Annotated in this window: 26 protein-coding genes and 2 pseudogenes; 13 read left to right on the forward strand and 15 right to left on the reverse strand. The window is 67.7% G+C overall.

The window, feature by feature from the left end:
- The first annotated feature begins 181 nt into the window (after positions 1–181).
- Positions 182–637 (forward strand): SRPBCC family protein, encoded by a 456-nt coding sequence (locus tag ACFLIM_RS46075; protein ID WP_393176454.1) that lies wholly within the window; start codon positions 182–184, stop codon positions 635–637.
- A 161-nt stretch (positions 638–798) separates the two neighbouring features.
- Here the strand turns inward: ACFLIM_RS46075 and ACFLIM_RS46080 are convergent, their stop codons facing one another.
- The 3 genes from ACFLIM_RS46080 to ACFLIM_RS46090 all read right to left on the reverse strand — a co-directional run bounded on the left by ACFLIM_RS46080 (position 799) and on the right by ACFLIM_RS46090 (position 2,972).
- Entirely contained in the window at positions 799–1,398 is a 600-nt protein-coding gene (locus tag ACFLIM_RS46080; RefSeq protein ID WP_393176456.1) for a DUF4386 family protein, read from the reverse strand.
- A 140-nt stretch (positions 1,399–1,538) separates the two neighbouring features.
- Positions 1,539–2,576, reverse strand: a complete 1,038-nt coding sequence (locus tag ACFLIM_RS46085) for an NAD(P)-dependent alcohol dehydrogenase (protein WP_393176458.1) — start codon at positions 2,574–2,576, stop codon at positions 1,539–1,541.
- A 174-nt stretch (positions 2,577–2,750) separates the two neighbouring features.
- Entirely contained in the window at positions 2,751–2,972 is a 222-nt protein-coding gene (locus tag ACFLIM_RS46090) for a hypothetical protein (protein ID WP_393176460.1), read from the reverse strand.
- An 88-nt stretch (positions 2,973–3,060) separates the two neighbouring features.
- Here ACFLIM_RS46090 and ACFLIM_RS46095 point away from each other — a divergent pair, with 88 nt between their 5' ends.
- Positions 3,061–5,262 carry a helix-turn-helix transcriptional regulator gene (locus tag ACFLIM_RS46095; protein ID WP_393176462.1) on the forward strand — a complete coding sequence of 734 codons (2,202 nt, stop codon included), beginning with the start codon at positions 3,061–3,063 and terminating at the stop codon, positions 5,260–5,262.
- Between the two features lie 43 nt (positions 5,263–5,305).
- Here the strand turns inward: ACFLIM_RS46095 and ACFLIM_RS46100 are convergent, their stop codons facing one another.
- Positions 5,306–5,518, reverse strand: a complete 213-nt coding sequence (locus ACFLIM_RS46100) for a hypothetical protein (RefSeq protein WP_393176463.1) — start codon at positions 5,516–5,518, stop codon at positions 5,306–5,308.
- Positions 5,519–5,669: 151 nt separating this feature from the next.
- The gene (locus tag ACFLIM_RS46105) at positions 5,670–5,936 is read right to left on the reverse strand and encodes a DUF2255 family protein (protein WP_393176465.1); all 267 of its coding nucleotides are present in this window, start codon (positions 5,934–5,936) and stop codon (positions 5,670–5,672) included.
- Between the two features lie 148 nt (positions 5,937–6,084).
- On the opposite strand from ACFLIM_RS46105, the gene ACFLIM_RS46110 reads away from it, so the two are divergent.
- From ACFLIM_RS46110 to ACFLIM_RS46125, 4 genes are all read left to right on the forward strand, one after another.
- Positions 6,085–6,966 carry a helix-turn-helix transcriptional regulator gene (locus ACFLIM_RS46110; protein ID WP_393176541.1) on the forward strand — a complete coding sequence of 294 codons (882 nt, stop codon included), beginning with the start codon at positions 6,085–6,087 and terminating at the stop codon, positions 6,964–6,966.
- A 572-nt stretch (positions 6,967–7,538) separates the two neighbouring features.
- The gene (locus ACFLIM_RS46115; RefSeq protein WP_393176467.1) at positions 7,539–8,576 is read left to right on the forward strand and encodes a zinc-binding dehydrogenase; all 1,038 of its coding nucleotides are present in this window, start codon (positions 7,539–7,541) and stop codon (positions 8,574–8,576) included.
- A 19-nt stretch (positions 8,577–8,595) separates the two neighbouring features.
- A complete protein-coding gene (locus tag ACFLIM_RS46120; protein WP_393176469.1) occupies positions 8,596–8,982 on the forward strand; it encodes a DUF2255 family protein in 387 nt (128 codons plus the stop codon).
- 2 nt (positions 8,983–8,984) lie between these two features.
- Positions 8,985–9,962 carry an aldo/keto reductase gene (locus ACFLIM_RS46125; RefSeq protein WP_393176471.1) on the forward strand — a complete coding sequence of 326 codons (978 nt, stop codon included), beginning with the start codon at positions 8,985–8,987 and terminating at the stop codon, positions 9,960–9,962.
- Positions 9,963–9,974: 12 nt separating this feature from the next.
- Here ACFLIM_RS46125 and ACFLIM_RS46130 read toward each other — a convergent pair.
- The 3 genes and pseudogenes from ACFLIM_RS46130 to ACFLIM_RS46140 all read right to left on the reverse strand — a co-directional run.
- Positions 9,975–10,286 (reverse strand): annotated as a pseudogene (locus ACFLIM_RS46130) (alpha/beta hydrolase domain-containing protein); the annotation flags it as partial.
- Positions 10,283–10,408 (reverse strand): hypothetical protein, encoded by a 126-nt coding sequence (locus ACFLIM_RS46135; protein WP_393176473.1) that lies wholly within the window; start codon positions 10,406–10,408, stop codon positions 10,283–10,285. The pseudogene ACFLIM_RS46130 and the gene ACFLIM_RS46135, both read right to left, overlap by 4 nt.
- Positions 10,409–10,460: 52 nt before the next feature.
- A complete protein-coding gene (locus tag ACFLIM_RS46140; RefSeq protein ID WP_393176475.1) occupies positions 10,461–11,327 on the reverse strand; it encodes a helix-turn-helix transcriptional regulator in 867 nt (288 codons plus the stop codon).
- A 180-nt stretch (positions 11,328–11,507) separates the two neighbouring features.
- Between ACFLIM_RS46140 and ACFLIM_RS46145 the strand changes: the two genes are divergently transcribed.
- Both ACFLIM_RS46145 and ACFLIM_RS46150 read left to right on the forward strand, forming a co-directional pair.
- A complete protein-coding gene (locus ACFLIM_RS46145; RefSeq protein WP_393176477.1) occupies positions 11,508–12,281 on the forward strand; it encodes an SDR family NAD(P)-dependent oxidoreductase in 774 nt (257 codons plus the stop codon).
- A gap of 162 nt (positions 12,282–12,443) precedes the next feature.
- Positions 12,444–12,581, forward strand: coding sequence for a hypothetical protein (locus ACFLIM_RS46150; protein WP_393176479.1), 138 nt, complete (start codon positions 12,444–12,446; stop codon positions 12,579–12,581).
- 310 nt (positions 12,582–12,891) lie between these two features.
- Here the strand turns inward: ACFLIM_RS46150 and ACFLIM_RS46155 are convergent, their stop codons facing one another.
- Entirely contained in the window at positions 12,892–13,656 is a 765-nt protein-coding gene (locus ACFLIM_RS46155) for an SDR family oxidoreductase (protein ID WP_393176481.1), read from the reverse strand.
- A 68-nt stretch (positions 13,657–13,724) separates the two neighbouring features.
- On the opposite strand from ACFLIM_RS46155, the gene ACFLIM_RS46160 reads away from it, so the two are divergent.
- Complete coding sequence (locus ACFLIM_RS46160) at positions 13,725–14,372, forward strand: TetR/AcrR family transcriptional regulator (protein ID WP_393176483.1); 648 nt, start codon at positions 13,725–13,727, stop codon at positions 14,370–14,372.
- 249 nt (positions 14,373–14,621) lie between these two features.
- Here the strand turns inward: ACFLIM_RS46160 and ACFLIM_RS46165 are convergent, their stop codons facing one another.
- The 4 genes and pseudogenes from ACFLIM_RS46165 to ACFLIM_RS46180 form a co-directional block, all read right to left on the reverse strand.
- Positions 14,622–15,014 carry a hypothetical protein gene (locus ACFLIM_RS46165; protein WP_393176485.1) on the reverse strand — a complete coding sequence of 131 codons (393 nt, stop codon included), beginning with the start codon at positions 15,012–15,014 and terminating at the stop codon, positions 14,622–14,624.
- A 524-nt stretch (positions 15,015–15,538) separates the two neighbouring features.
- A complete protein-coding gene (locus tag ACFLIM_RS46170) occupies positions 15,539–16,042 on the reverse strand; it encodes a DUF3500 domain-containing protein (protein ID WP_393176487.1) in 504 nt (167 codons plus the stop codon).
- A 61-nt stretch (positions 16,043–16,103) separates the two neighbouring features.
- Positions 16,104–16,541: pseudogene (locus tag ACFLIM_RS46175) on the reverse strand (DUF3500 domain-containing protein); the annotation flags it as partial.
- A 170-nt stretch (positions 16,542–16,711) separates the two neighbouring features.
- Complete coding sequence (locus ACFLIM_RS46180) at positions 16,712–16,864, reverse strand: hypothetical protein (protein WP_393176489.1); 153 nt, start codon at positions 16,862–16,864, stop codon at positions 16,712–16,714.
- 75 nt (positions 16,865–16,939) lie between these two features.
- Here ACFLIM_RS46180 and ACFLIM_RS46185 point away from each other — a divergent pair, with 75 nt between their 5' ends.
- Positions 16,940–18,343 (forward strand): acyltransferase family protein, encoded by a 1,404-nt coding sequence (locus ACFLIM_RS46185; protein ID WP_393176491.1) that lies wholly within the window; start codon positions 16,940–16,942, stop codon positions 18,341–18,343.
- Positions 18,344–18,795: 452 nt separating this feature from the next.
- Entirely contained in the window at positions 18,796–19,599 is an 804-nt protein-coding gene (locus ACFLIM_RS46190; RefSeq protein ID WP_393176493.1) for an alpha/beta hydrolase, read from the forward strand.
- A 300-nt stretch (positions 19,600–19,899) separates the two neighbouring features.
- On the opposite strand, the gene ACFLIM_RS46195 is transcribed toward ACFLIM_RS46190, so the two are convergent.
- Both ACFLIM_RS46195 and ACFLIM_RS46200 read right to left on the reverse strand, forming a co-directional pair.
- Positions 19,900–20,925, reverse strand: a complete 1,026-nt coding sequence (locus ACFLIM_RS46195; protein WP_393176495.1) for a LacI family DNA-binding transcriptional regulator — start codon at positions 20,923–20,925, stop codon at positions 19,900–19,902.
- A 47-nt stretch (positions 20,926–20,972) separates the two neighbouring features.
- Positions 20,973–21,116, reverse strand: a complete 144-nt coding sequence (locus tag ACFLIM_RS46200; RefSeq protein WP_393176497.1) for a hypothetical protein — start codon at positions 21,114–21,116, stop codon at positions 20,973–20,975.
- Positions 21,117–21,461: 345 nt separating this feature from the next.
- Here ACFLIM_RS46200 and ACFLIM_RS46205 point away from each other — a divergent pair, with 345 nt between their 5' ends.
- Positions 21,462–22,352, forward strand: a complete 891-nt coding sequence (locus ACFLIM_RS46205; RefSeq protein WP_393176499.1) for an ABC transporter ATP-binding protein — start codon at positions 21,462–21,464, stop codon at positions 22,350–22,352.
- Positions 22,349–23,188, forward strand: a complete 840-nt coding sequence (locus ACFLIM_RS46210; protein WP_393176501.1) for an ABC transporter permease — start codon at positions 22,349–22,351, stop codon at positions 23,186–23,188. Before ACFLIM_RS46205 ends, ACFLIM_RS46210 begins: the two co-directional genes overlap by 4 nt.
- The last annotated feature ends 37 nt before the right edge of the window (positions 23,189–23,225 follow it).

Below are 23,225 nucleotides of genomic sequence, written 5' to 3' on the forward strand. Positions count from 1 at the left end.
CGAGTCCTTCCGGATGAAACAGGCACGAACCAGGACACCAGCACGCCTGATCAAGAAGTAGTCAACTACGAAGAGGCGGGGACTTCTACATGGCCACCAGCGGCGACACGCACTTGGCCGTTGACATCCAGCGGCATGAGCATCGAATCACCTGACATTCCCACAGCGTGAGGAGCCCCGAGTGAGCGCCATCCGCATCATCCACGACTATCCGTATTCCCCACTGACCGTCTGGCGAGCCGTCACCGATCCGGCACTCATCCCGCTGTGGACCGCTACCGGCGCCGGCGGCCGGGCCGATGGATTCAGAGCGGCCGCAGGCGCGAAGTTCCAGTTCGTTGCGAAGCCGAAGCCCGGCTGGAGAGGCGTCGTCGACTGCGAGGTGCTCGAGGTGAACGAGCCGTCGCTGCTTCGCTATTCGTGGACCGGTGACGAAGGCGGCGACGTCACGGAGGTCGTCTACCGACTCGAATCGCACGCCGGTGGTACGCGCTTCGTCTTCGAACACACCGGCTTCACCGGCATCGGCGGGTTCTTCATGGCCAGACTGTTGGGGCACGTCCGGCGGAGAATGCTGAGTGTGGGTTTGCCTGCGGTGTTGGCCGATCTCGATGACGGAGGCGGGCTCCGTCTATAAGAGTGCCCACGGCCGGAAACGCGCGCTGAGATCGTCTCCAAGCGCTTGAGAAAGCCCCGGCGTCCGGTTGGCTGACTCGGGGCTTTTCATTTTTATAGATAAAAAGAAAAGGCCCCGGCAGGTGAATCCGCCGGAGGCCTTAGCTAACACGTGCCGGTTGGCTACGCCGCGCTAACCCGCGCCGGCTGAGGCAGTTTGAAGCCGTTGGCGAATAACCAGATGGGCAGGACCAGGACTTCGAACAACCCGCCCGGAGCCAGCAAGATCATGCCCAGTCCCATGTCCATGTCCAGGACACCGAGGAGGTCCAGCGCCACTCCCAGCAGAAGCAGAGCGTAGCCGATGAGTCCGAGGACCGCGATGGGCTGAGGAACTATTCTTGACACGAACAGCAGGTAGGTGAACACCAGTCCGCCGATGGCTGTGGGAATGTATATCCACAACATCGTATTGGGGACGGCTTGCAGCTGGGTCAACAGGTAGATGCCGCAGGTGGCGGAGACCGCGAACTCGACGACCCTCATTACCGGGTACCAGAGGGCCAGCTTTTGGTTGAAGCCCTTGAGGACTTGGTACATGAGGAGGCCGATTCCTACCACGGCCAGGGCCGAGCACATCATGAGCGCTACGCCGGCCGTCAGCGCCGTTTTGTCGGAGTTACCGTCGATGAATGCCTGGGTGAGCGTAGTGCCGATCATGGCCGACACCATCTGCACGATGAACAAGGCTCCCACCGCGACCGCGATCTTTCGGGTTGTCATGGCTGGACTGTCCTTTCTAAGTTTTTGCTTGATGAGAAGTTCACCCGCGCAACGATCCTTCGACGGCGACCAGTTTGGTGACCCCGGTGACGATCGTGACTTCGTGGACCGCGACGTATGTGGGGACCGGCGAGGTTCGCTCAGACTGTGATGACGACCTTCCCTCGCGCCTTCCCGGCAACGAGGTAGCGCATGGCCTCCGGCACTCGATCCAGCGAGTAGGTTCTGTCGATACTCGGCGTCACCTTGCCCGCCTCGATGAGCTCGGTGAGCCGTTCGAGGTCGCTGGAGCGCTCCTTGGGGACGAAACCAGTCAGCCGCTGGCCCACGAACCGTGACAGGACCAGGGCCCGTAGCTGCCGGCCCATGCCTCCCGTCAAGTCTTCGCCCTCCTCACCGCCGACGAGGACGGCCGTCCCGGTGGGCGTGAGCGCGCGGCGGAGCCGTGACAGGGCGGGGTTCCCTGCGATGTCGACGATCAGGTCGTAGCGGTGGGTACCGTCGGCGAAGTCGTCGCGGGTGTAATCGATGACCTGGTCGGCACCGAGGGATCGCACCATGTCGAGTTTCGTGGTGCTGCACACGCCGGTGACCTCCGCCCCGAAGGCCTTGGCCAGTTGCACGGCGTAGCTGCCGACGCCGCCCGACGCACCGGTGATCAACACCTTCTGTCCCTGCTGGACACCGCCGGCATCGCATACACCCCGCAAGGCGGTGACCGCCGAGACCGGAACCACCGCGGCCTGCTCGAAGGTGGCGTTCACCGGTTTGCGGGCCAGCTTGTCCTCCCGGGCCACGGTGTACTCGGCGAACGAGCCTTGGCCGATCCCGAACACCTGGTCACCGGGGGAGAACCTGGTCACCGCCGAACCGACCGCAACGACCGTGCCGGCGACATCTCGCCCGGGCACCGGGTTCTTCGGTCCGCGGATTCCGAAGGCGAGGCGGAGCAGGTACGGCCGGCCCGTCATCACATGCCACGTGCCCCGATCGAGCCCTGCCGCGTGCACTCGTAGGAGCACCCCGTTGTCGGCGACCTCCGGTCGGGTGATCCGCGCGAGGCGCAAGACGTCGGCTGAGCCGTAGGTGTCCTGCACGATGGCCTGCATCGTGCTTCCCGCCGTCGCCCTGCTGTTGCCGTCGCCGCCTGTCGCAGCGTGCTGCTGTTGAGATCCCATGACTGCTTTCCCTTCGGATGATGGTGCTCTTCACGCGCGCCGTCCTGGCCAGCTGCGCCGCCGAGTCCGGCCCCGCCCGCCCGCTGGTGATACCTGAAACCGTGATCACGGGCGGACTCCGAGCGTGTTGTGTGGGTGAGGTGGTCGCATGGACGAGTCGGTTCGAGGTTCGCTCTACGGGGCGCTGTCGAGGGGCGCGATGGAGATCACTTCGATGTTGACCGACGTCAGATGGGCCAAGACTCCGTGCATGTGAGAGGCGTCACCGATGTTGCCGACCAGGCGGGTGACGCCGTCGCTCGCATGGTCGATGGTGAAGTCGTCGAGGAGCGGCCGCAGGAGCCGAGCGCTGGCTCGGCCTCGGATCACGATCTCGTAGGTGGTTGGCTGGGACATGGCTCGATCATCACGACGAGGGGCATGACGCGGCCTCACACGATTCGCCATCTCACCCGGGTGAGATCCGGGCTGTAGGGTCTTGAAGGTGACCGCGGTGTGGGGGATGAGCCTGGCGGCTACGAAGCTGCGTCCACCCGTGCCGCCCGGTCAGCTTGTTCGCCGGTCCCGACTCGACGACATCCTCGACTCCGGCATCGACAGCCACGCCCGCTTGGTCTTGGTGAGCGCTCCGGCCGGCTCAGGCAAGTCAACCCTGCTAGCGTCGTGGTTGGCCAGCCGGCCCGAAGCTGTCGCGTGGCTGCAGGCAGAGGAGAGCGATTCGGATCCGGCCCGGTTCTGGTCCTACCTGGTCGAAGCCATCGGGCAAGCTCACCCGATCGCCGCAAGCGACTTGAAGTCGGTCGTGGTCGGCTCGAATGGCGACGACCTCGTCGTTGTATCCGCTCTTGTGAACGAGCTCGCCGAAGTCGCCGGCCCGCTCGTGGTCGTCATCGACGACTACCACCTGATCGACAACGGCAGCGTGCAGCGGGGCATGGAACGCCTCATCGATCTCTGCCCGCACCAGGTCACCATCGTGCTTTCCACCCGGATCGATCCGCCCTTCCGGCTCGGTCGGTTACGAGTACGCGATCAGATCGCGGAGATTCGAGGTGCCGATTTACGTTTCGATACCGACGAGGCCTCCGGTCTGCTCGGTTCTGCGGTGCAATCGCTCGACCGAGCTCTTCTCGATCAGCTCTGTGGCCGCACCGAAGGCTGGGCTGCCGGACTCGTGCTCGCGGGTCTCTCTCTTGAACGGGCTACCGACCCCAGCGAGTTCATCGAAGCGTTCCGGGGCGACGATCAACTTGTTGTCGAGTATCTCCGCGACGAGTTCCTCGCCGCGGTCGATGTGGACGATCGCCAACGCCTCCTGGAGACATCGATCCTCGAACAGCTCAATGGCGCCCTTGTCGATTCCGTCACCGGCGCAGCCGGCGGCGCGAAGTGGTTGAGCGACACCGCAAGCGTGAACCAACTCCTGATCGGTCTCGATCGCACCCGCACCTGGTTTCGCTACCACCACCTGCTTCGCGATCTGCTTCGGCTCGAAGCACACCAAGCGTTCCCGGAGCGGATACCCGACCTCCACGCACGCGCCGCGGCGTGGTTTGAATCCCAGGGCGACCATGGCCAAGCAATCGTCCATCGGCTTGCCGGCGGTGACGTCCACAAAGCGGCCCAACTTCTGCTCGTCCACGGACCGCGGCTGCTCGCCAGTGGCCAGACCGAAACCCTCCGGGGTTTCCTCGAACAACTTGGCGACGTGGCGAAAACCGTGACGTGGTGCGCTCTGCTGTATGGCTGGTGCGAATACATCGGCGGTCGTTATTCGCATTCGGAGGGTTGGCTCGACATCATGCTCGATGTGGCGCCGGAGGGCTTCGACCAGACCCCGGCGATCTCCCTGCGCATGAACATCTCGCTCGCCCGAGGTGACGTCGCCACTGCGCTCGACACCGCTCGACAGGTGACCGCGACCGATCAACTGATGTCATACTCGTGCGATCTCGCGACCGCTACTGGCGCGGCCTACGCCTGGGCGGGGCAGACCGACGAAGCCAGGCGGGCCCTCCGGTTCGCGGCAGAGAAAGCCGCTGCCGAACGGTTCCGAACAGCACACGTCTTGGCCCTCGTGTACCAGGCCATTGTGGAGTTCGATGACGACTCCGCAGCGAGCGCTCAGACCGCTGCGTCCACAGCAGTAGACACTGCACAAAGGTTCGGGCTGGCCGCCTACCACGGTGTCGCACCTGCGTATGCGATTCGAGCACGAACCGGCGGTGACCCCGCTCGCGCTCACGCGGACGCGGTGCACGCTCTGAACTTGGCCAGACGGGCGTCCACCGATCTTGCTCTTGGTTTCGTCCTGACGGCCTGTGGCGACACGCTCATCGGCTTGGGTGATTCCGCCGGAGAGCCGCTCCTTGCAGAAGCCCGGTCCGTCCTCGCTAGGTGCCCTGACCCTGGCGTTGCCGGTCGATACTTGACTCGCACCGAATCTCGCCATGGCATCGCTGAGGTGAGGGGCAGTCGAGTCGCCGTGCTCGTCGAGCAACTGACTGAGCGGGAGATGGCCGTCTTGCGGTACCTGCCCGCGAATATGTCGCAACGCGACATCGCGTCGGAGCTGTATGTGACGCTCAACACCGTGAAGACACATTGCCGCGCGATCTACCGAAAACTCGGTGTCGGCGACCGCAAAGCCGCAATCCAGGCCGCACGCGACCTGCACCTCCTCTAGGGCACTTGTGCGGGGGTGGTCAGCGCAGGCCGACGCGCCGCAGTCATGACAGGACGACGGCGCTCGCCTGGTGGACCTCTTCGCCGCGCACGGCGAGCCCGTCCCCGACGGTGGCGCCGGGGCAGGCCGCCGCGTACTCCTCGACTGCGGTGCCCAGCCCGCTCACGGCGTAGGTGACGACCGGCAGGACGTCGTCGGTACCCTTCGGGGTCTCGGTGCTGCAGCCCAACAACCAGGTACTTCCCGTGACTGCCATTGCGGTCAGGGCGCTTGCACGCAGGAACCTGCGTCGATTCAGACGGTCGGTCACCGCGGGGCCAGCCGAAGTGTGGCGCGGTCGTCGGTGACGGAGCCGACGATGGCCGGGCCGTACCGGTCGTGTTTCGTGTGGTAGGTGGCGTCGACGTTCACATGTGCCGGGTCCAGGTGGATGAACTCGACGTCGCGTTCGACCCCGCCGGCCCGGATGCGGCGCGGCCGCCGGCAAGCGCCCGCCGGAACCACGGGTCGTCCGGGCCGTACGCGGACCGGACATAGATCGCGTCGTCGGTGGCGACGGTCCAGATGGTGACATACGGCCGCAGGGTGCCGTGCGGCCGGTACGACGCGACCCGCAGTTCGGTCGCGCCGCCGATCCGGTGGAGTTCGTTGGTGGTCCAGCCGGTGGTGTTCACGCTGCTACCTCCTCGGCGGTGTTCGTTGCGGGTCGGATGCTCCCAGTCAACGACGAATCCGGGCGGCCGAGGGAGTGCCCCTTGTTCGGGGTACTGGCGTTACCTCCTTTGCTCCCGCCACCTTGCTTATCCTGGGGTTATGGGCCAGATCGACCACCGCGCCGAGGTCCGTGAGTTTCTCAGCTCGCGGCGGGCGCGCATCACGCCTGAGCAGGCAGGACTACCCGCCTACGGCGGCAACCGCCGTGTCAAGGGACTGCGACGGGAGGAGGTCGCGATGCTCGCCGGCGTCTCCATCGACTACTACGTCCGCATGGAGCGGGGGATCCTCTCCGGTGCCTCCGACAGCGTGCTGGACGCCCTGGCCCGCGCTCTGCAGTTGGACGAGGCCGAGCGTGACCACCTGTTCTCCCTGGCCCGGGCCGCCGGCCCCGGCCCTCGCGGCCGCCGCACGCCGCCGACCAGTGTGCGGCCCGCGATCCAGCAGGTACTCGATGCCATCACCGACGCACCGGCCTGGGTGCGCAACGGCCGCCACGACATCGTCGCCATGAACCGCCTCGCCCGCGCCCTCTACGCCCCCGTCCTCGCCGACCCCCGCCGACCGGCGAACACCACCCGGTTCCTCTACCTCGACCCGGCCGCGCGCGAGTTCTTCGTCGACTGGGACCGGATCGCCAACGACGCCGCCGCCATGCTCCGGCTCGAAGCGGGCCGCAACCCGCACGACCGGGCGCTGATCGAACTGGTCGGGGAGCTCTCGACGCAGAGCGAGGTCTTCCGGCAGCGCTGGGCCTCCCACGACGTGCAGTTCCACCGCAGCGGTCAGAAACGGCTGCGCCACCCGGTTGTCGGCCAGCTCGACCTGAACTTCGAATCGATGGAGCTGCCCTCCGAACCCGGCCTGACCCTCAACGTCTACACCGCCGCCCCCAACAGCCCCACCGCCGACGGACTCAAGATGCTCGCCAGTTGGGCGGCCACTCAGGACCTCGCCGAGGCGCGGCCGGCGGCCCCGGACCAGACCTGACCCGCGCCACCGACATCCTGGCTCTACATCCCAAAGTGCGCGACCCGCGGCGCGAAACCATGCCCCGCACTGTCCATCGCGTCGAGGACGCACCCCGCACCGCGTCCATACCCCTGCCGGCCCAGGCACGGGCAGCGCAAGGGGCCCCGTAAACCCCGCTGGGGGGTTCTGTCATTACCTGTAACAGCAGGCCCTGCCGCGTGGCCGAGCGCGCGCGTTTGATGGAGGTTGACCAGAGAAAACCTCGGCATTCACCACGGAAAGGGCGCACGAGGGCAACGTTGATCTACAGCGCCGGTGACGTGTGGGTGGAGACCGTGCCGGAGCCGAAACTGTACGAACCGACCGACGTGGTCCCGCAGATGCGGCAGCGGCCTGTGGCCGGACACCCCGAAACCGGCCCAGCCTCACGGCGGCCGGATCGGCCCCGAGTTTCTCGGGCTGGTCGAGCAGGTCGGTGCCAGCCCTTGCGGCGGCAGGCCGGATTTACCTGTAACGGACTTGGACCAGGCGTGCCGGTCAACCGGCCGCGGGTAGGTCCGACGATCGAATACGAGATACGGAAAACTCTGATGCGAGCTACTTTCATGTACGGTGCCGGGGACGTGCGCGTGGAGAACGCGCCCGACCCGGCGATCCAGCAGCCCACCGACGCAATCGTGCGCATCGTGCGCTCGTGCATCTGCGGCAGCGACCTGCACCCGTACCACTCCCTGCCGGCTTCGGCGCAGGGCACCCCGATGGGGCATGAGTTCCTCGGCGTGATCGAGGACCTCGGGCAGGAGATGTCCGGGCTCAAGCGCGGCGATGTGGTGGTGGCGCCGTTCGCCTACTCGGACAACACCTGCGTCTTCTGCCGCGAGGGCCTGCACACCTCCTGCCACAACGGCGGCTTCTGGGCCGCCGGCGGCGTGTGCGGCGGCCAGGCCGAGGCAATCCGCGTGCCGCAGGCGCAGGGCACGCTGGTCAAGCTGCCCGTTGGCGAGGACTCGCCGCTGCTGCCGTCGCTGCTGACCCTGGCCGACGTGTACGGCACCGGCCACCACGCCGCCAAGCAGGCCCAGGTCGGCCCGCGCACGACAGTGGCGGTCATCGGCGACGGCGCGGTCGGGCTGATGGCGGTGCTGTCGGCCAAGCGGCTCGGAGCCGAGCGGATCATCCTGATGGGCCGCCACGATAACCGCACCAAGCTCGGCATCGACTTCGGCGCGACCGACGTGGTGCCCGAGCGCGGCGCCGAAGGCATCGAGAACGTACGCGAGCTGACCGGCGGCGAGGGCGTCCACGCGGTGCTGGAGGCAGTCGGCTACATGAACGCCTACGAGACGGCGGTCGGCGTGGTCCGCCCCGGCGGGGTGATCAGCCGGGTCGGCGTGCCGCAGTACGAGGACGCCCCGATCGGGTTCGGCAGCCTGTTCGGCCCCAACATCACGCTGACCGGCGGCCCTGCTCCGGTGCGCGCCTACATCGAGGAACTGCTGCCCGACGTGCTGGACGGCACGGTCGAGCCGGGCCGGGTGTTCGACCAGGCGATCGGCCTGGAGCAGGTGCCCGACGGCTACCGCGCCATGAACGACCGCACCGCGCTGAAAGTCCTCATCCAGCCCTGACCCGAAGGAGACGTCCGCGATGGCCACCTGGACCAGCGACGAACTCACCGCGATCGGCGACGCCGAAGAACTCGACCTCGCCTCCCGCCGCGACGACGGCACACTGCGCCGCCCGGTGACGATGTGGGTTGTCCGCGTCGGCGATGACCTCTATGTCCGCTCCATGAACGGACGCTCCGGCGCCTGGTACCGCGGCACCCAGACTCGCCACCAAGGCCGCATCTCGGCCGGCGGCGTCGAAGCGGACGTCACCTTCGCCGACGCCGATCCCGCCGGCTCCGCCGTCCACGACCAGATCGACGAGGTCTACCGCACCAAGTACCGCCGCTACGCCGCCAACATCATCGGCGGCGTCGTCAACCCCGATTCACGCGCCGCCACCATCAAACTCGTCCCCGAGAGGTGATCATGAAGCACACCACCCTGAGAGATCTGGACGTCTCCCGTATCGGCCTCGGCACGATGGGCATGTCCTCCGGCTACACCGGCGCGGGCACCGACGACGCCGAGTCCATCCGCACCATCCACCGGGCGCTGGAACTGGGCGTCACCTTCCTCGACACCGCCGAGATCTACGGCCCGTACGCCAACGAGGAACTCCTCGGCCGCGCCCTGAAGGGCCGCCGGGACGAAGTCGTGCTGGCCACCAAGTTCGGCATGATCTCGCACGCCGGCGGCGGTCCGGGACATCTCGACAGCAGCCCGGCCAACATCCGCACCGCCGTCGAAGGCTCCCTCAAGCGGCTCGGCACCGACCACATCGACCTGTACTACCAGCACCGCGTCGACCCGAACACACCCATCGAGGACACCGTCGGCACCCTGGCCGAGCTGGTGCAGCAGGGCAAGATCCGCCACATCGGCCTGTCCGAGGCCGGGCCGGAGACGATCCGCCGCGCCCACGCCGTGCACCCGGTCACCGCGGTGCAGTCGGAGTACTCGCTGTGGACCCGGGACGTGGAGGAGCGGGTGCTGCCGGTGCTGCGCGAGCTGGGCATCGGCTTCGTGCCGTATTCGCCGCTGGGCCGCGGCTTCCTCACCGGCCAGATCCGCTCTCCCGAGCAGTTCGCCGACACCGACTGGCGCAAGACCAACTCGCGCTTCACCGGCGAGAACTTCCAGCGCAACCTGGCCCTCGCCGACGAGGTGCAGGCCATCGCCGCCGAGGCGAACGCCACCCCGGCACAGATCGCTTTGGCCTGGCTGCTGGCCAAGGGCGAGCACATCGTCCCGATCCCCGGCACCAAGCGGGTCGCCCGCGTGGAGGAGAACATCGCCGCCGACGGCATCGAGCTGACCGCCGAGCAGATCGCCAAGCTCGACAATCTGCCCCCGGCCGCCGGCGAGCACCACAACGAAGAGCAGATGCGAATGATCGAACGCTGAGGCGGCCGCCCAGCCGGTGTTGCGCTCCGTCGGGACATCGACCGCCGCGAGCCGGATGCCGCCACGGGCGATCTGGTTGGCGTCCCTGGCCACGGTGGCCGGGCTGGTGGTGATGTCGGTGATCTCCAGCTTGGGGGCGGCGGGCGGCCGCCGGTCCTCCCGCGCCCAGCGCACGGCATGGTCGAACATCGCGTCCAGCACGTACTCGTACGGGACGTTGCTGCGCGCGGGGCTATCGGCTGATAGTCGATCTCCACGTGCTGTGCGGTCGCGAAGGTGCTCATTTCCGTCGTAACAAGCGGATCTTGGGCACCCTCGCTTCATGGCCGCAGCCAATCGGCGCCTTCGACCCGGGCGAGTTGGCACAGCGCCTTGTCCGGATCGAACACGCAGACCATCGCGCGGCCGGGATGGATCTGCAGTAGGGGGTTGTTGAGCAGGTCCATGGCCTGGTCCGGCCGCGACAGCACGCGCCCGGCGAAATCCTGATTCAGCGGGCTACAGCGTGTCTGTGGTGGCGTGGGTGTGTATGGCGGTGACGCGGAGGAAGTCGAGTTTCTCTGCGGGCGGTGTTCCGGCGGGTGCTGTGTACACGACGATCTTGAGGTCTGCTCCGGGGACGGTGAGGACGTCGCAGTCGAGGGTGACGTCCCCGACGAGGGGGTGGGTGATGGTCTTGTGGTCGTGGAGGTGCTGTCCCACGGCTCCATGGGACCAGAGCTGTGCGAAGCGGGGGCTGTGTTTCCGGCATTCGCGGATGAGCTGGTGCAGGTCGGGGTCGTCGGGGCAGGTGGCTTCTGCGGTACGCAGGTCGGCGACGAGGGCGGCCTCGATGGCGCCTTGACCGCGTTCGGAGCGCACGGGCCAGTGCCCGCGGGTGGGCGGGGCGAGGAAGGTGTCGCGCACCAGGTTGCGCTGGCTCTTCGGGATCTGGGCGGGGTCGCCCACCAGCGCGGACCACAGAGGCGTCCACGTCAGCAGGGTCCAGTCCGCTCCGAAGACGGCCAGGGGCTGATCTCCGAGTCCGGCGAGCAGGCGTTGGACGCTGGGCGGGATGTGCGTTGAGACACGTCCGGACGCGGGCGGCGGCAGATGCGCGAGGCGGTAGAGGTGATCCCGTTCGGACGCCTCCAGGTGCAGGGCGCGGGCCAGCGCCTCCACGACCTGTTCGGAGGGCCGGGTGGCGCGGCCCTGCTCCAGGCGGACGAGATAGTCCACGGAAAGGCCCGCCAATGTGGCGAGTTCTTCGCGACGCAAGCCGGCGGCGCGGCGCCCCTCGGTGCGTGGCAGGCCGACGTCTGCCGGGGCGAGTCGGTCACGCCAGCGGCGTAGCGCGGCGCCGAGCGGGTTGCGTTCGTTGGTCACCTTCTCAGTCTCGCCCAGGATGGGCTGGTGAGGGTGGGTACTGCGAGTCCTACCGCCGCAGGGTGCACTGGCTGACGTCCTTGCGCTGATCCACGCTGGAAGCACCACGGCGGGAGCAGCCACTCGATGCGAGTGCGAGTAACGCTCCTTGCCGCTTCCCCCAAGAGAGGCACTCTTCTGATGTCCACCACGGTTACCGGTTTGCTGGACGGCAAGTCCACCTTGGTCATCGGCGCGAGCCAGGGTATCGGCGCCGCCGCCGCCCGGCACTTCGCCTCCCAGGGCGCCCGGCTTGTCATCGGCGCACGCAACGTGGCAGCGATCGAAGCCCTGCGCGACGAGCTGCGCGGTCAGGGGCACGAGGTCGATTCGATCCGCATCGACGTCACCGACCGCGCCACGATCGACGCCGCCGTGCAGCAGGCGCGCAGTCTGTACGGACGTCTGGACGCGGCGTTCAACAACGCCGGCGCCAGCGCCGTAGAACCGTTCCACGAGTACACCGAGAAGACCTACGACCACCTGCTGGACGTCAACCTCAAGGGTGTCTTCCTGGCGATGCAGGCAGAGATCAAAGCCATGCTGGCCGACGGCGGCGGCGCGATCGTCAACACCAGCAGCGTCGGCGGTCTGATCGGCAACTACGGCCTGGCCCCCTACATCGCCGCCAAGCACGGCGTGATCGGCCTGACCAAAGCCGCCGCCTTCGAATACGGCCAGCAGAACCTGCGCATCAACGCCGTCGCCCCGGGTTCCACGGCCACCGAAATGTTCCTGGGCGGCATGGAGCACGCCCCCGCCGAGATCGTCGCCAAGTTCAACTCCTTCAGCCCGATGAACCGCCTCGGCCAGCCGCTGGAAATCGCCACCGCTGCTGCCTGGCTCCTGTCCGACCAGGCCAGCTTCGTCACCGGCGCCACGCTGCCCGTCGACGGCGGCTTCCTGCTTGCCTGACCTCTCCAGCCCTGCACAACCGGACGGGCGTCTCGACAGCTGCCACATGTTCGCCATCAGCACCGAATCTGCGACAGCGGCCGTTCGAGCCCCCACCGTCTGGCCGGCCCGCTCCGCCGCCGCGAGCCGGCTCGTGAAGTTCGGCCGGCCGTCCTCGGTGAGATGCGTGACGTACGACGCGCGGCCGCCACCGGTTTGCTAGAACTCGCAGACGACCCGGCGGCGGCCACCGGCCGCGACCTGGCCAACGCGGACACGGGGCTGGACGGCCCTGCAGGTGGACGGCTCAGTGAGCATTGAGGCCAGGCTGACGCCGTACGAACGGGACCAGGCACGCGCCCGGTTCGGTGGACTCCTGGCCGCCGCGCTCGACGCGGCGTGTGGGACCCGGCCGCCGGCGTCTTCTCTGCCGTCGCCCAGCCACTCGTGCCGCCTTGGCCTTTGGTGCCGAATGGACTGTCCTTGTCGTCCCCGGGGCCGGCGATGAAACCGTCAAATGGCGGGGGTTGCGGTGGGACCGTGACGCCTGCCTTCGGGTTCGCTGTGCCCGGTGAGCAAGAGGTACCGCCGGATGGCGGCGGCTGCCGGGGCAGTGGCGGGGGCTGTGGGGTCAGCTCCGGACGCCGAGGTGGAGGCCGCCGCTGGCGTCGAGGACCTGGCCGGTGATCCAGCGGCCGTCGTCGGAGGCGAGGAAGGCGACGGCGTCGGCGACGTCTTCGGCCCGGCCGAGGCGGTTGAGGGCGGTCTGGCCGGTGAGGAACTCCTCGATGCCCGGGGCCTCGAAGACGGGCACGTTCACGTCGGTTTTGGTGGCGCCGGGGGCGACGGCGTTGACCGTGATCCCGCGGGTACCCAGCGCACTGGCCAGGGTCAGGGTCATCGTCTCGAGGGCGCCTTTGCCCATGGCGAAGGAGGTCTGGCCGGGGAGGGCCACCCGGGTGGCGACCGAGGTCAGGGTGATGATCCGGCCTCCGTCGCGCAGCAGCGGGAGCGCCCGCTGGATGATGAAGAACGGCGCCTTGACGTTCACCGCGAAGAGATGGTCGAACTGCTCCGGCGTGTCCGTCTCGATCGGGCCGGCCGGGAGGGCCGCGGCGTTGTTGACCAGGATGTCCAGCGGTCGCCCGGCCAGCCCGCGCTCCAGGCCGGTGAACAGGGTGTCGACGTCCCCGGCCGTTCCCAGTTCGGCCCGGACGGCGAAGGCGTGCCCACCGGCCTTCTCGATCCTGGCGACCGTCTCGTTCGCCGCGGATTCGCTACCGCCGTAGTGCACGGCGACGTCCGCGCCGTCAGCGGCGAGACGCAGGGCGATGGCCCGCCCGATGCCGCGCGAGGCTCCGGTCACCACGGCGGTCCTGCCAGCCAGTCTGCCCATTCCACTCACCTCGATATGTTAGTAACTCTCGATCTGTTAGTAACTACCAGCACGGTACTGTATCGCACATGAGTGGCGAAAGGCCAAATCTGCGCGAACGCCGGCGGACGGAGACCCAGCGCATGATCCAGTCGCACGCGATGCGGCTGTTCATCGAGCACGGCTACGACGCGACCACCGTCGACCACGTCGCAAGGGCATCCGGGGTCTCGACGATGACCGTCTACCGGCACTTCCCGACCAAGGAAGACCTGGTGCTCTACGACCGGTACGACCCCCTCATCGCGGCCCGGGTCGCAGCCCGACCGGCCGACGAGCCCTTGGTGCGCCGGATCGGGCGGACCTTGGTCGAAACGACCCGGACCCTGGTCGAAACGACCCGTACCGCCGTCGGACCCGCCGACGAGGCGCCGGGAGCGCGCTCGTCGCCCGAGAAGGACCTGCTGCTCGCCCGCCTTCGGTTGATGATCGACACGCCGGCCCTGCGCGCCCGCCACCTGGACAGCCAGTTCGCCACCCAGAAGGCCATCGTCGACGCCTTGCTCGGCGACGCACCGGACCCCGAATTGGAGTTCCGCACCTGGGTCGCGGCCAGCACCTGCCTGGCCGCAATGCACGTCGCCCTGATGCGCTGGGCCCAAGAGGACGGGCGCCCGGACCTGCCCGGCCTGATCGCCGCCGCTCTCGGCGCCGCCTTCGACGACGACTTCAACTGACCACCCGCGCGGACGCATCGGACAACGACACGATCGTGAACTACTCCGCGCCGCCCGGCTGCGCCTTACCTACACTGCCGCCGAGCGGCAAGACGCTTGGCGACGTCCAGCCGTACCTCTCCGTAGGGCTGGACGTGCTGCCAGAACAAGGGAGTCAACCCGCGGCGATCGGCGGGCTTGAGCAGCTTGACCCACGCATCGGATGCGCTGAGCGGGTGGCGACGGACCCGTGGCGGTAATACTCGACGATCACGAGTAGTCGTTCTCGTCGTACCGCCCAAGGTGGAGCAGGCTGCGGATCTTTCCCACCGCCGGTTTTCCGTCGTAGCGGGCGGCGTTCAGCACGTCCTGGATAAGCGCGCTGCGGGCGCGGGCACGCGCGGCCAGGAGCCAGTGCCGTTGCGCCTTGAGCGATTCGTCCTTGAGCTGCGCCACCGGCCCGCGTAGCGCCTTGGGCCAGGCGGTGTCGGTCAGGTGTCGGATCTGCGTCCTGTTCGCGGTGGCGACTTGCGCTGCTCGGCGGCGTAGCGCCGCGACCGGCTGGCCGCCGTTGATCGCCTGCTCGAGGCGCTCGATCGCGATGTTGTACGGCCGCACGATGCCGAGATAGCGCCGGGCCGCCTGCTCGACGGTCAGCGGCACCGGGCTCAGCGTCGCTCGCGGCGAAGGGGTCGGCGAACGAGTCGGCGAAGGGGTTACGGTCTCCACGTGCGGCTTAGGGCTCGCGGCCGTGGGCGAAGAGGGCGCGACCGGCGGCGACGCGTCGACGGGGTCGCTCGAGCACCCGGCGACCATGGTAGCGACCACGAGTGTTCCTAGAAGAATGCGCACAAGTCCGCAATTGATCCACTCAGCCGTCGGCATGTCAAGACGCTGAACCGCGATCCCGTCAGCTCCGCCGCGGCCAGGCCGTCCAGCACCGGCTCGCGATGTCGAGCAGTGCCACGCCGACGTGGTGCCGGCGGGCGGCCTCCACGGCCTCGCTCCCGTTCGCCGCGCTGGCCACCACCTCGATGTCTCCTGCCGACGAAAGGACGGCACGGATGCCCGCGGTGATGAGCGGCTCGTCGTCGGCGATCTGGTCGACGGCGGTGGCTGGGACAGCGAGTATCCCCGGGACGTGTGGCTGTTGCCGGGCGTCATTGCCGCCGGTTTGGCGCGAGTGGTCAGTGGTGGTCGGCGTAGTGCCGCGCGAGCAGGTCTCCGCCCCAGTCGTTACGCAGGTCGCGCCATACGGAATGGATGTGGTTGGCGTCGTCCTGGGTGTTGTCGTACTCCAGCAGGAACGTGGGCCCGGCGACGCAGTAGTAGTGGCCCTGTCCTCGCTGGTCGGATCCCATCCAGGCGAACGTCACCTTGTCGAGGCCGGCGTTGAGCGCGTCCCGCCAGCAGGTCTCGCCGTACCAGCCGGGGGCGCGGTCGAAGTAGCGGCGGACAAGCCGTTCGAGCAGATCTTTGGACGGCGTCGACATGTCTGAGTAGGACAGCCCGCGGGGGATGCGGTCGAGATCGGGCACGGGGTCGTTGCGGGTGAGGACGTCGTCGGGGGCCACCTCGCCGGTGATCGCGATCGATCGCTGGTGTGGCGCGAGTTCGGCGAGAAGAGCGCGGCCCATTTCCTCCTCGTCGACGAGCAGCCGCAGACCCTTCTGCGGCCCGGACAGGACCATGGCCGGCTCGGACCATGGCCGGCTCGGCACCCAGGAAGCTCGGCGTGACGGCGATCGAGTCGCCAACGACCGTGATGTGCACCGCGAGGTGGTGGCCGTTGACCCGCCACGCCCACGGGTCCGCTCCTCCCGGGTCGCCGAACACCCGGAACCAGTAGCGGTCGCCGTCGATCTCGTCGACGCCGGACACCAGGCGGCGCCGGACGCGCTCGAGTTCGATGACGCCTCTCGCCGTGCGCGCACCGGCCACGCCGCAGCCGATGTCGAGAAGGGCGAGCGCCGGCTCCTGCTGCCCGGAGGTCATCGCGACCAGCGGCAGCCCTGGACGAGGACCAGGGAGATAGGACCACTCGGTGCGCTCGGGCGAGCCGAACGCCGCCGTCGCCGCGGCCCTCCGCTCGGTGTCGAGCGAGCCGAGGAATCGCAGCACCGCCTGCCGCATCACCTGGACGTCATGGGCACTCATGGAAGGTTCCGCACAGCATGATGTCTTTTGCATGCAGTATGTTGCGGTTCATAGCGTCACAGACCCTTTTAGCCTGCATGGCACCCTTCCATCCGTTTTAAGCCCCTTGCCAGCAGCCGACTCCACCGCCATTACCGAACCAGCCGCTCGGTCTCCGACAGCGCGGCCGGACCGTCCCGACTTCCTGTGCTCTGGTTGGGCGCTCAGCTGGTCGTTGTGTCGTCGCTGAACTCGGCAGGCGGGTGGGTGAAGTAGACCTGGCGCCAGTGCTCGGCTGAACGGACCGGGTCGTCGCTGACGCGGTAGAGGAACCGGCTCAGGCTCGATCTCTCCTCACGGGTGATGGTCGCCACCATGTTGATCCGAGGGGAGCGCGGGCGATGAGGGGGTAGGGGTCTGGCGTTGGGCACTATCACGGGGCACTGTACGACATGGACGGCATGGGCGCCGCGTTGCGAGGGGTTCGGCGGCGTGCTGAGCAGTCGCCGCCGTCGCGGGAGCGGTTCATCGATCTGCTGCGGGGGATCTCCATCCTGGCCGTGGTCCTGGGGCACTGGCTGGTGACGGTGGTCGGCTACGACGAGGGCGGCGAGCTGACCGGCCGGTCGGCGCTGCCGGACCTGCCATGGGCGCATCCCCTCACCTGGGTGGTGCAGGTGATGCCGGTGTTCTTCTTCGTCGGCGGGTACGCCAACGCGGTATCGCTGGCCGCCGAACGCCGCCGTGGCGGAAATGCGACCGAATGGCTGGTCAACCGGAGTGGCCGGTTGATCCGCCCGACCACGGCCCTGGTGCTGATCATGGCCGGTGGCGCGCTGGTCGCCCGCCTGTTCGATGCCGACCCCGTCCGGGTTCGTCTGGTGGTGTGGTTCGCCTCGATTCCGCTGTGGTTCCTCGTGGCGTACCTGGTCGTGGTCGTGCTGACTCCGGCGATGTACGCCCTGCACCGCCGGTATGGCCCGGCGGTTCCGGTGGCGCTGGTCGGTCTGGTCGCCGTCGGCGACCTTGCTCGCCTTTTCGGCGAGCCGTTCTGGGCCAACGGCAACTTCCTGTTCGGCTGGCTGGCCATCCACCAGATGGGGTTCGCCTGGCGTGACGGCCAGTTGGCGGCTCGCGCCCGCGTGGTGCTGCCGCTGCTGTTGGGCGGGTTCGGCGCGTTGCTGCTGCTCACCCTTGTCGGCCCCTACCCGGTCAGCATGATCAATGTGCCGGGCGAGCGGCTGCACAACATGTCGCCTCCGAGTCTGGCCCTGCTGGCGGTGGCCGCCGTTCAACTCGGGGTGGCGCTGCTGGTGCGTAACCGGGTTGAGCGGTGGCTGCGGCACTCACGCGCGTGGATGGCGGTGGTCGCCGTCAATGCGGTGATCTTGACGATCTTCCTCTGGCATAGCAGCGCCGCGATCCTGCTCACGGCCGCACTGCATTTCGCAGGCGTGCTGCCCACTCCCAGCGTCGGCTCGGGGGCGTGGTTCGCCTGGAGGGTCCCCTGGCTGATCATGCTCATCCTCGTTCTCGCGCTGCTGGTCGCGATCTTCGGACGGATCGAGGTCCGTGGCGTCCGCGGGCGCGATCGGCGCCCCAGCGGGATCTCGCTCGGCCTGGTTCGAGCAGCGAGCCGCCCGGTGCCGCGCCTGGCATTGGTCGTGGCGGGGTTCGCCGGCGTCACCTTGGGCATGCTCGGCAACAGCCTGCTGCCCAGCACGAGCCCCACCCTGTTCGGGTGGCCGACGCCGGCGCTGATCGCCTACCTTTCCGGCGCGGCGGCGCTGCGATTCCTCCGGGCGATACCACTGGGCACGAGCTCCTGCAGATACAAGCCGACTGTTGGCTCATGATCGTCTTGGCTCGCAAGAGCTGGGGTTTCGTCCTGGGGATGAGCGGTCCCTCGGCGGCGTCGCCACATGTGTAGCTTGAAACACATCGTTGTGCGTCTTGTATTACTGTGCGACGCACACCGTGTCCGCCGTGCTCGCAGTCGTTCAAGCCGTCGTCGAAGCGGCCGCTGGGTTCGTGGCAAGATCGTGGGTGATACCCAGCTGGAAGACAATGATCCACACCATTGTGGAAGGGATCACGATTCGATCTTCTCGCCGGTGATCAATGAACAGCCGCGCCCGGAACGCCATCGCGTCCGGGCGCGCCGTACGGTCCGGACTGTCCCAAGCGGCGCAGGCAGTGAGAAGTGATAGCGTCCGGGAGTCCGTGACACGCGCGAGGAGGTGAGACCCGTGAACGCTGTATCCATTGGGTGCTCCCCATCTTCTTCACGGTTGGGCGATTGACGTAGGTGTCGCCGGGAGCGCCTCAACAAGGCAATCCCGAAAGGCAACAACCTATGCATTTCACTGCGGAGACATCGTCGAACGGTGTCGTCGAACGCAATTTCGCTCTGGGTGAGGTCACCGGCCTGCTGTGGTCGCCCGCATCCGGCTCCGATCACGCGCCCCTGGTGCTGATGGCGCACGGCGGCGGCCAGCACAAGAGAGCATCGGGAATCCTGGGCCGTGCACACCGCTTCGTGACCGGCTGTGGTTTCAACGTCGCCGCCATCGACGCGCCCGGACACGGCGACCGGCCCCGAACGGCGGCGGACGAGCAGCACATCGCCGTCTTGCGGCAGGCTCAGGCGGCGGGTGAGCCGCTCGGCCCGGTCGTCGTGGGGATCCACATCGACCTGGCGGCGCGTGCCGTGCCGGAATGGCAGGCGACCCTGGACGCCCTCCAGGAACTGCCGGAGATCGGCGCCGAAGGGCCGATCGGCTTCTGGGGCATCATGCAGGGCACCGGGATCGGGGTGCCGTTGACGGCGGTCGAACCCAGGATCACCGCGGCGGTCTTCGGTTGTCTCGGGCATGAATCCCTGACCGAGGCGGCGGCACAGATCACCGTCCCGATCGAATTCCTGCTCCAGTGGGACGACGAGCACGTCGAACGCCAATCCGGTCTCGCGTTGTTTGACGCCTTCGCCTCGAAGGAAAAGACGTTGCACGCCAACGCGGGCGGGCATGGCGACGTCCCCAGATTCGAGGTCGACAGCGCGACCCGGTTCTTCGCCCGGCACCTCGGCCGGACCGCCACGTCACCGGCCTGACGTGCCGGGGGTATCGGCGTCCGGCGCACCAGCCGGTCGCCGATACCGCTGTCACATTTCGTCAGAGCGTCCGGCAATTTATGGCCGCACGATCCGAAACACGTCGAGAAGGTCCTCAACCTTCTGGCGTACGGACCCTGATCGGCGTGACGGCTCGCGAGCCGCGCCGAAGAACTCCTGTAGCGACCACACGGCCTTCTGATCGCCGCCGCGGCCCCGGTATTCCGGACTGTGGCCCGTACAGCCGGCGGCGAACTGGGCGAACAGCAAACATTTCGACCTGCTAGCGATCTTTGGTCGCTAGAGCCGGCGTGGAGGGGCGGTGGACTGCCGGTTCACCAGCGTGAGCGGCAGCAGGACGGACCGGGCCGTTCGGTCCGGGGCCCTCAGCCGCTCCAGGAGCAGATGCGCGGCCTCGGCCCCGAGCTCGTAGTGAGGAATGCGCACCGTCGTGAGCGGAGGGCTCAGCTTGTCGACGAACGGCATGTCGTTGAAACCGACGACGGAGACGTCGCCCGGGCACGACAGCCCACGTTCGGCCAGGGCGTCGTAGCACCCGAGCGCGAGAAGGTCGTTGCCCGCGAGGACGGCGGTGAACTCGACTCCGTCGTCGAGGAGCTCGGTGACTGCCTTCGCGCCGGCGGTCTCGGCCCACGCGGAGCAGAGCTTCAGACGCGACGGGGAGTTCTCCAGCCCGTGGTCCTCCAGCGCCTGCCGGAAGGCACGCAGCCGGTTCACCCCGGTGGACAGGTCCTGCGGGCCGGCGAGATGGACGATCTGGCGGTGCCCGAGGTCGACGAGGTGGCGCATCGCCATCGCGACTCCGCCGGCGTCGTCACCTGTCACCGAGGGGACATCCGACACCGCGAGCCTGCGGTTCACCAGGACGGTGGGGGTGCCGCCGGCTGCCAGTTGCTCGATGAACGGGTGGTGGAGACGCGCCGTCGCGAAGACCAAGCCTTCGACACTCCGGTTGCGGAGGGACTCGACGGCAGCCGTCTCACGGGCGGGGTCGTTGTCCGTGTTGATGATCCAGGCGTTGTAGCCCACGCCGCCGAGCACGTCCTCGATGCCTCTGACGATCGGTGGGAACAAGGGGTTGGTGAGGTCGGGGATGATCAGGCCGATGCTTGCGGAACGCGCCGTCTTGAGGCTGCGGGCGATGGGGTTCGGCTGGTAGCCGAGTGAGTCCGCGACCTGGTGCACCCGCTGTGCTGTCTCGTCGTTGACCAGGTGACGCGTCTCGGGGTTCAGCGCGCGGGAGGCGGTCGCCGGGTGGACGCCCGCCTCACTGGCCACGTCCTTGAGAGTCGGCCGCCGTGCCACGGACGCAGTGTGGAGGCTGGGCTCGGTGTCGGGGGGCGGGGGAGGCATCACGGCGCGGATCCGGGCAGGAAGCGCTCGTCCAGGAGCCCGGGGTGGGTGATCGCGAGCCCGGCATCGTCGAGTGCTCCGGTCGCCGTGGCGACACCGAGCACCACAGACGGGCCGAACGTGCCGATCTGCCACGTACGCATGGTGCACCTCCTCCGCAGCAGGGTACAGCAAACGATTGTTATCCATCGACGCGTAGAGGGCGTAGGCGGGAGTCGTGGCGGTGGTGGTTCGCGGCCGGCCGCCGTCGCCGCGCGGACGCCGCCTCCGAGGTCGGCGGACGCCGAGCGCATATTGCCGGATGTAGATCGTCTCGTCGCAGGTCCCAGGCGCGTCGCGCGCACCCGGATGGGCGAACTCGGGTGAGAAGTCATTGACGTCGCCGTCATCATTAGATACCGTTCCGCAAACGATTGCAGTGTGAAGCGCGTCACAGTCCGCTCATGCCGGCACGTAAGCGCCGCGCACTGGTTGGGCAGGGAGCTGAAATGGTGCACGTCGGGTCTCATGAAACCGATCGTCCGGCCAAAGAGCACGCGAGTACCGCCGGGTCCACGCTGATCGAGGCGGTCGAGGTCAGCGCGGGATACGACAACCAGCGCGAGCGCACCCGGCTGATCGCACTGCGCGACATCTCTTTCAAGGTGACGCAGGGTGAGTTCCTGGCCATTGTCGGCCCGTCCGGGTGCGGCAAGACCACCCTGATCAACATGATCGCCGGATTCGTCAAACCCATCTCCGGTGTGGTCAAGGTACGAGGCGTGGAGGTCGACGGCCCCGGGGCCGACCGCGCGATGGTGTTCCAGGACTACGCCCTGCTGCCGTGGCGAACCGTCGAACGCAACGTGGAGTTCGCGATAGAGAACCGGCGAGGACATGTCCCGAAGCCCGAGCGGCGGCGCCGGATCGCGAGCGCCCTGCAGTTGGTGGGGCTGGCCGGATTCGAGAAGTCTTATCCGCATGAGCTCTCCGGCGGCATGCGTCAGCGGGTCGGCATCGCCAGGGCTCTTGTCGGCGAGCCTGAGATCTTGCTGATGGACGAACCGTTCGGTGCCGTCGACGCCATGACGCGGGAGGCCATGCAGGCCGAGCTGGAGAAGATCATCGCTGAGACCCGGCAGACCGTCGTGTTCATCACCCACTCGATCGATGAGGCCATCACGCTCGGCGACCGCATCGTCGTGGTGTCCAACCGCCCGGGGACGATCCGGGAGATCATCGACGTCGACCTGCCGCGCCCCCGGTTCGACGAGCGCAATGACATCAAGCGATCGGCCAGGTTCGGCGAGATCCGCAGCCACCTCTGGAAGCTTCTCTCGGACGAGGCGCTCGGCGCCAAGTGGCGGTCCGTCGCACAGCAGGAAGGTGAGACCACATGACGCACGTCGCGCCGGCCGAACAGAGCACACAGAGGATCGCGCAGGTCGAGACGATCACCGTCAGCAGGTACGCACCGTTCAAGAGCGCAGCGGTCACCATCGCCAACCTCACCGTGTTCTTCCTGCTGTGGGAGCTCCTCGCGCGGGCCGAGTTGATCAACGCGCTGTTCTTCCCCAAGGCGTCGGAGATGTTCTCGGCCATGTACCACGGCTTCGCCGATGGGACGATCCTGCCCGAACTATGGCATAGCCTCTCGAACTTCCTGATCGGTCTGGCCATCTCCATAGTCATCGGAATTCCCGTCGGTCTGCTGATGGGCGCGAGCAGGGTCGCGGACCTCATCCTGAGCCCTTACGTGTGGGCGATGGCGTCGCTGCCTCGAGTCGCCCTGATCCCGTTGCTGATCCTCATCATGGGATTCGACAACTCGATGCAGCTGACCATCATCGTCCTCTCGGCCGTCTTCCCGATCATGGTCAACTGCATGGCCGGCGTGAAGACCGTCGACCCCTCGCTGTTGCGCGCCGGACGGGTGTTCGGTACCAGCCGGGTACAGACGTACTCCAAGATCATTTTTCCGTTCACGCTGCCGTTCGTGATCGCGGGCGTGAACCAGGGAATCGCTCGTGGCCTCGTCGGGATGCTGATCGGCGAACTCCTCGGCGGAGGCGGCAACGGCCTCGGCTTTCTCCTCGACCGAGCCGGGGATCAGTTCGAGGCGCCGATGCTGTACGCGGTCCTGATCCTCCTCGCCGTCATGTCCGTGGGCCTCATCCAGTCCATGCGCTGGCTCGAGCAACGCGCCGCGCCGTGGAGAGACACCTTGCGCACGTGATCGCGTTCTCGGATCCTCCCCGACGATGTCGTTCCCA

It is taken from the genome of Nonomuraea marmarensis (genome assembly GCF_043197025.1).
GTDB classification, from domain to species: Bacteria; Actinomycetota; Actinomycetes; order Streptosporangiales; family Streptosporangiaceae; genus Nonomuraea; species Nonomuraea marmarensis.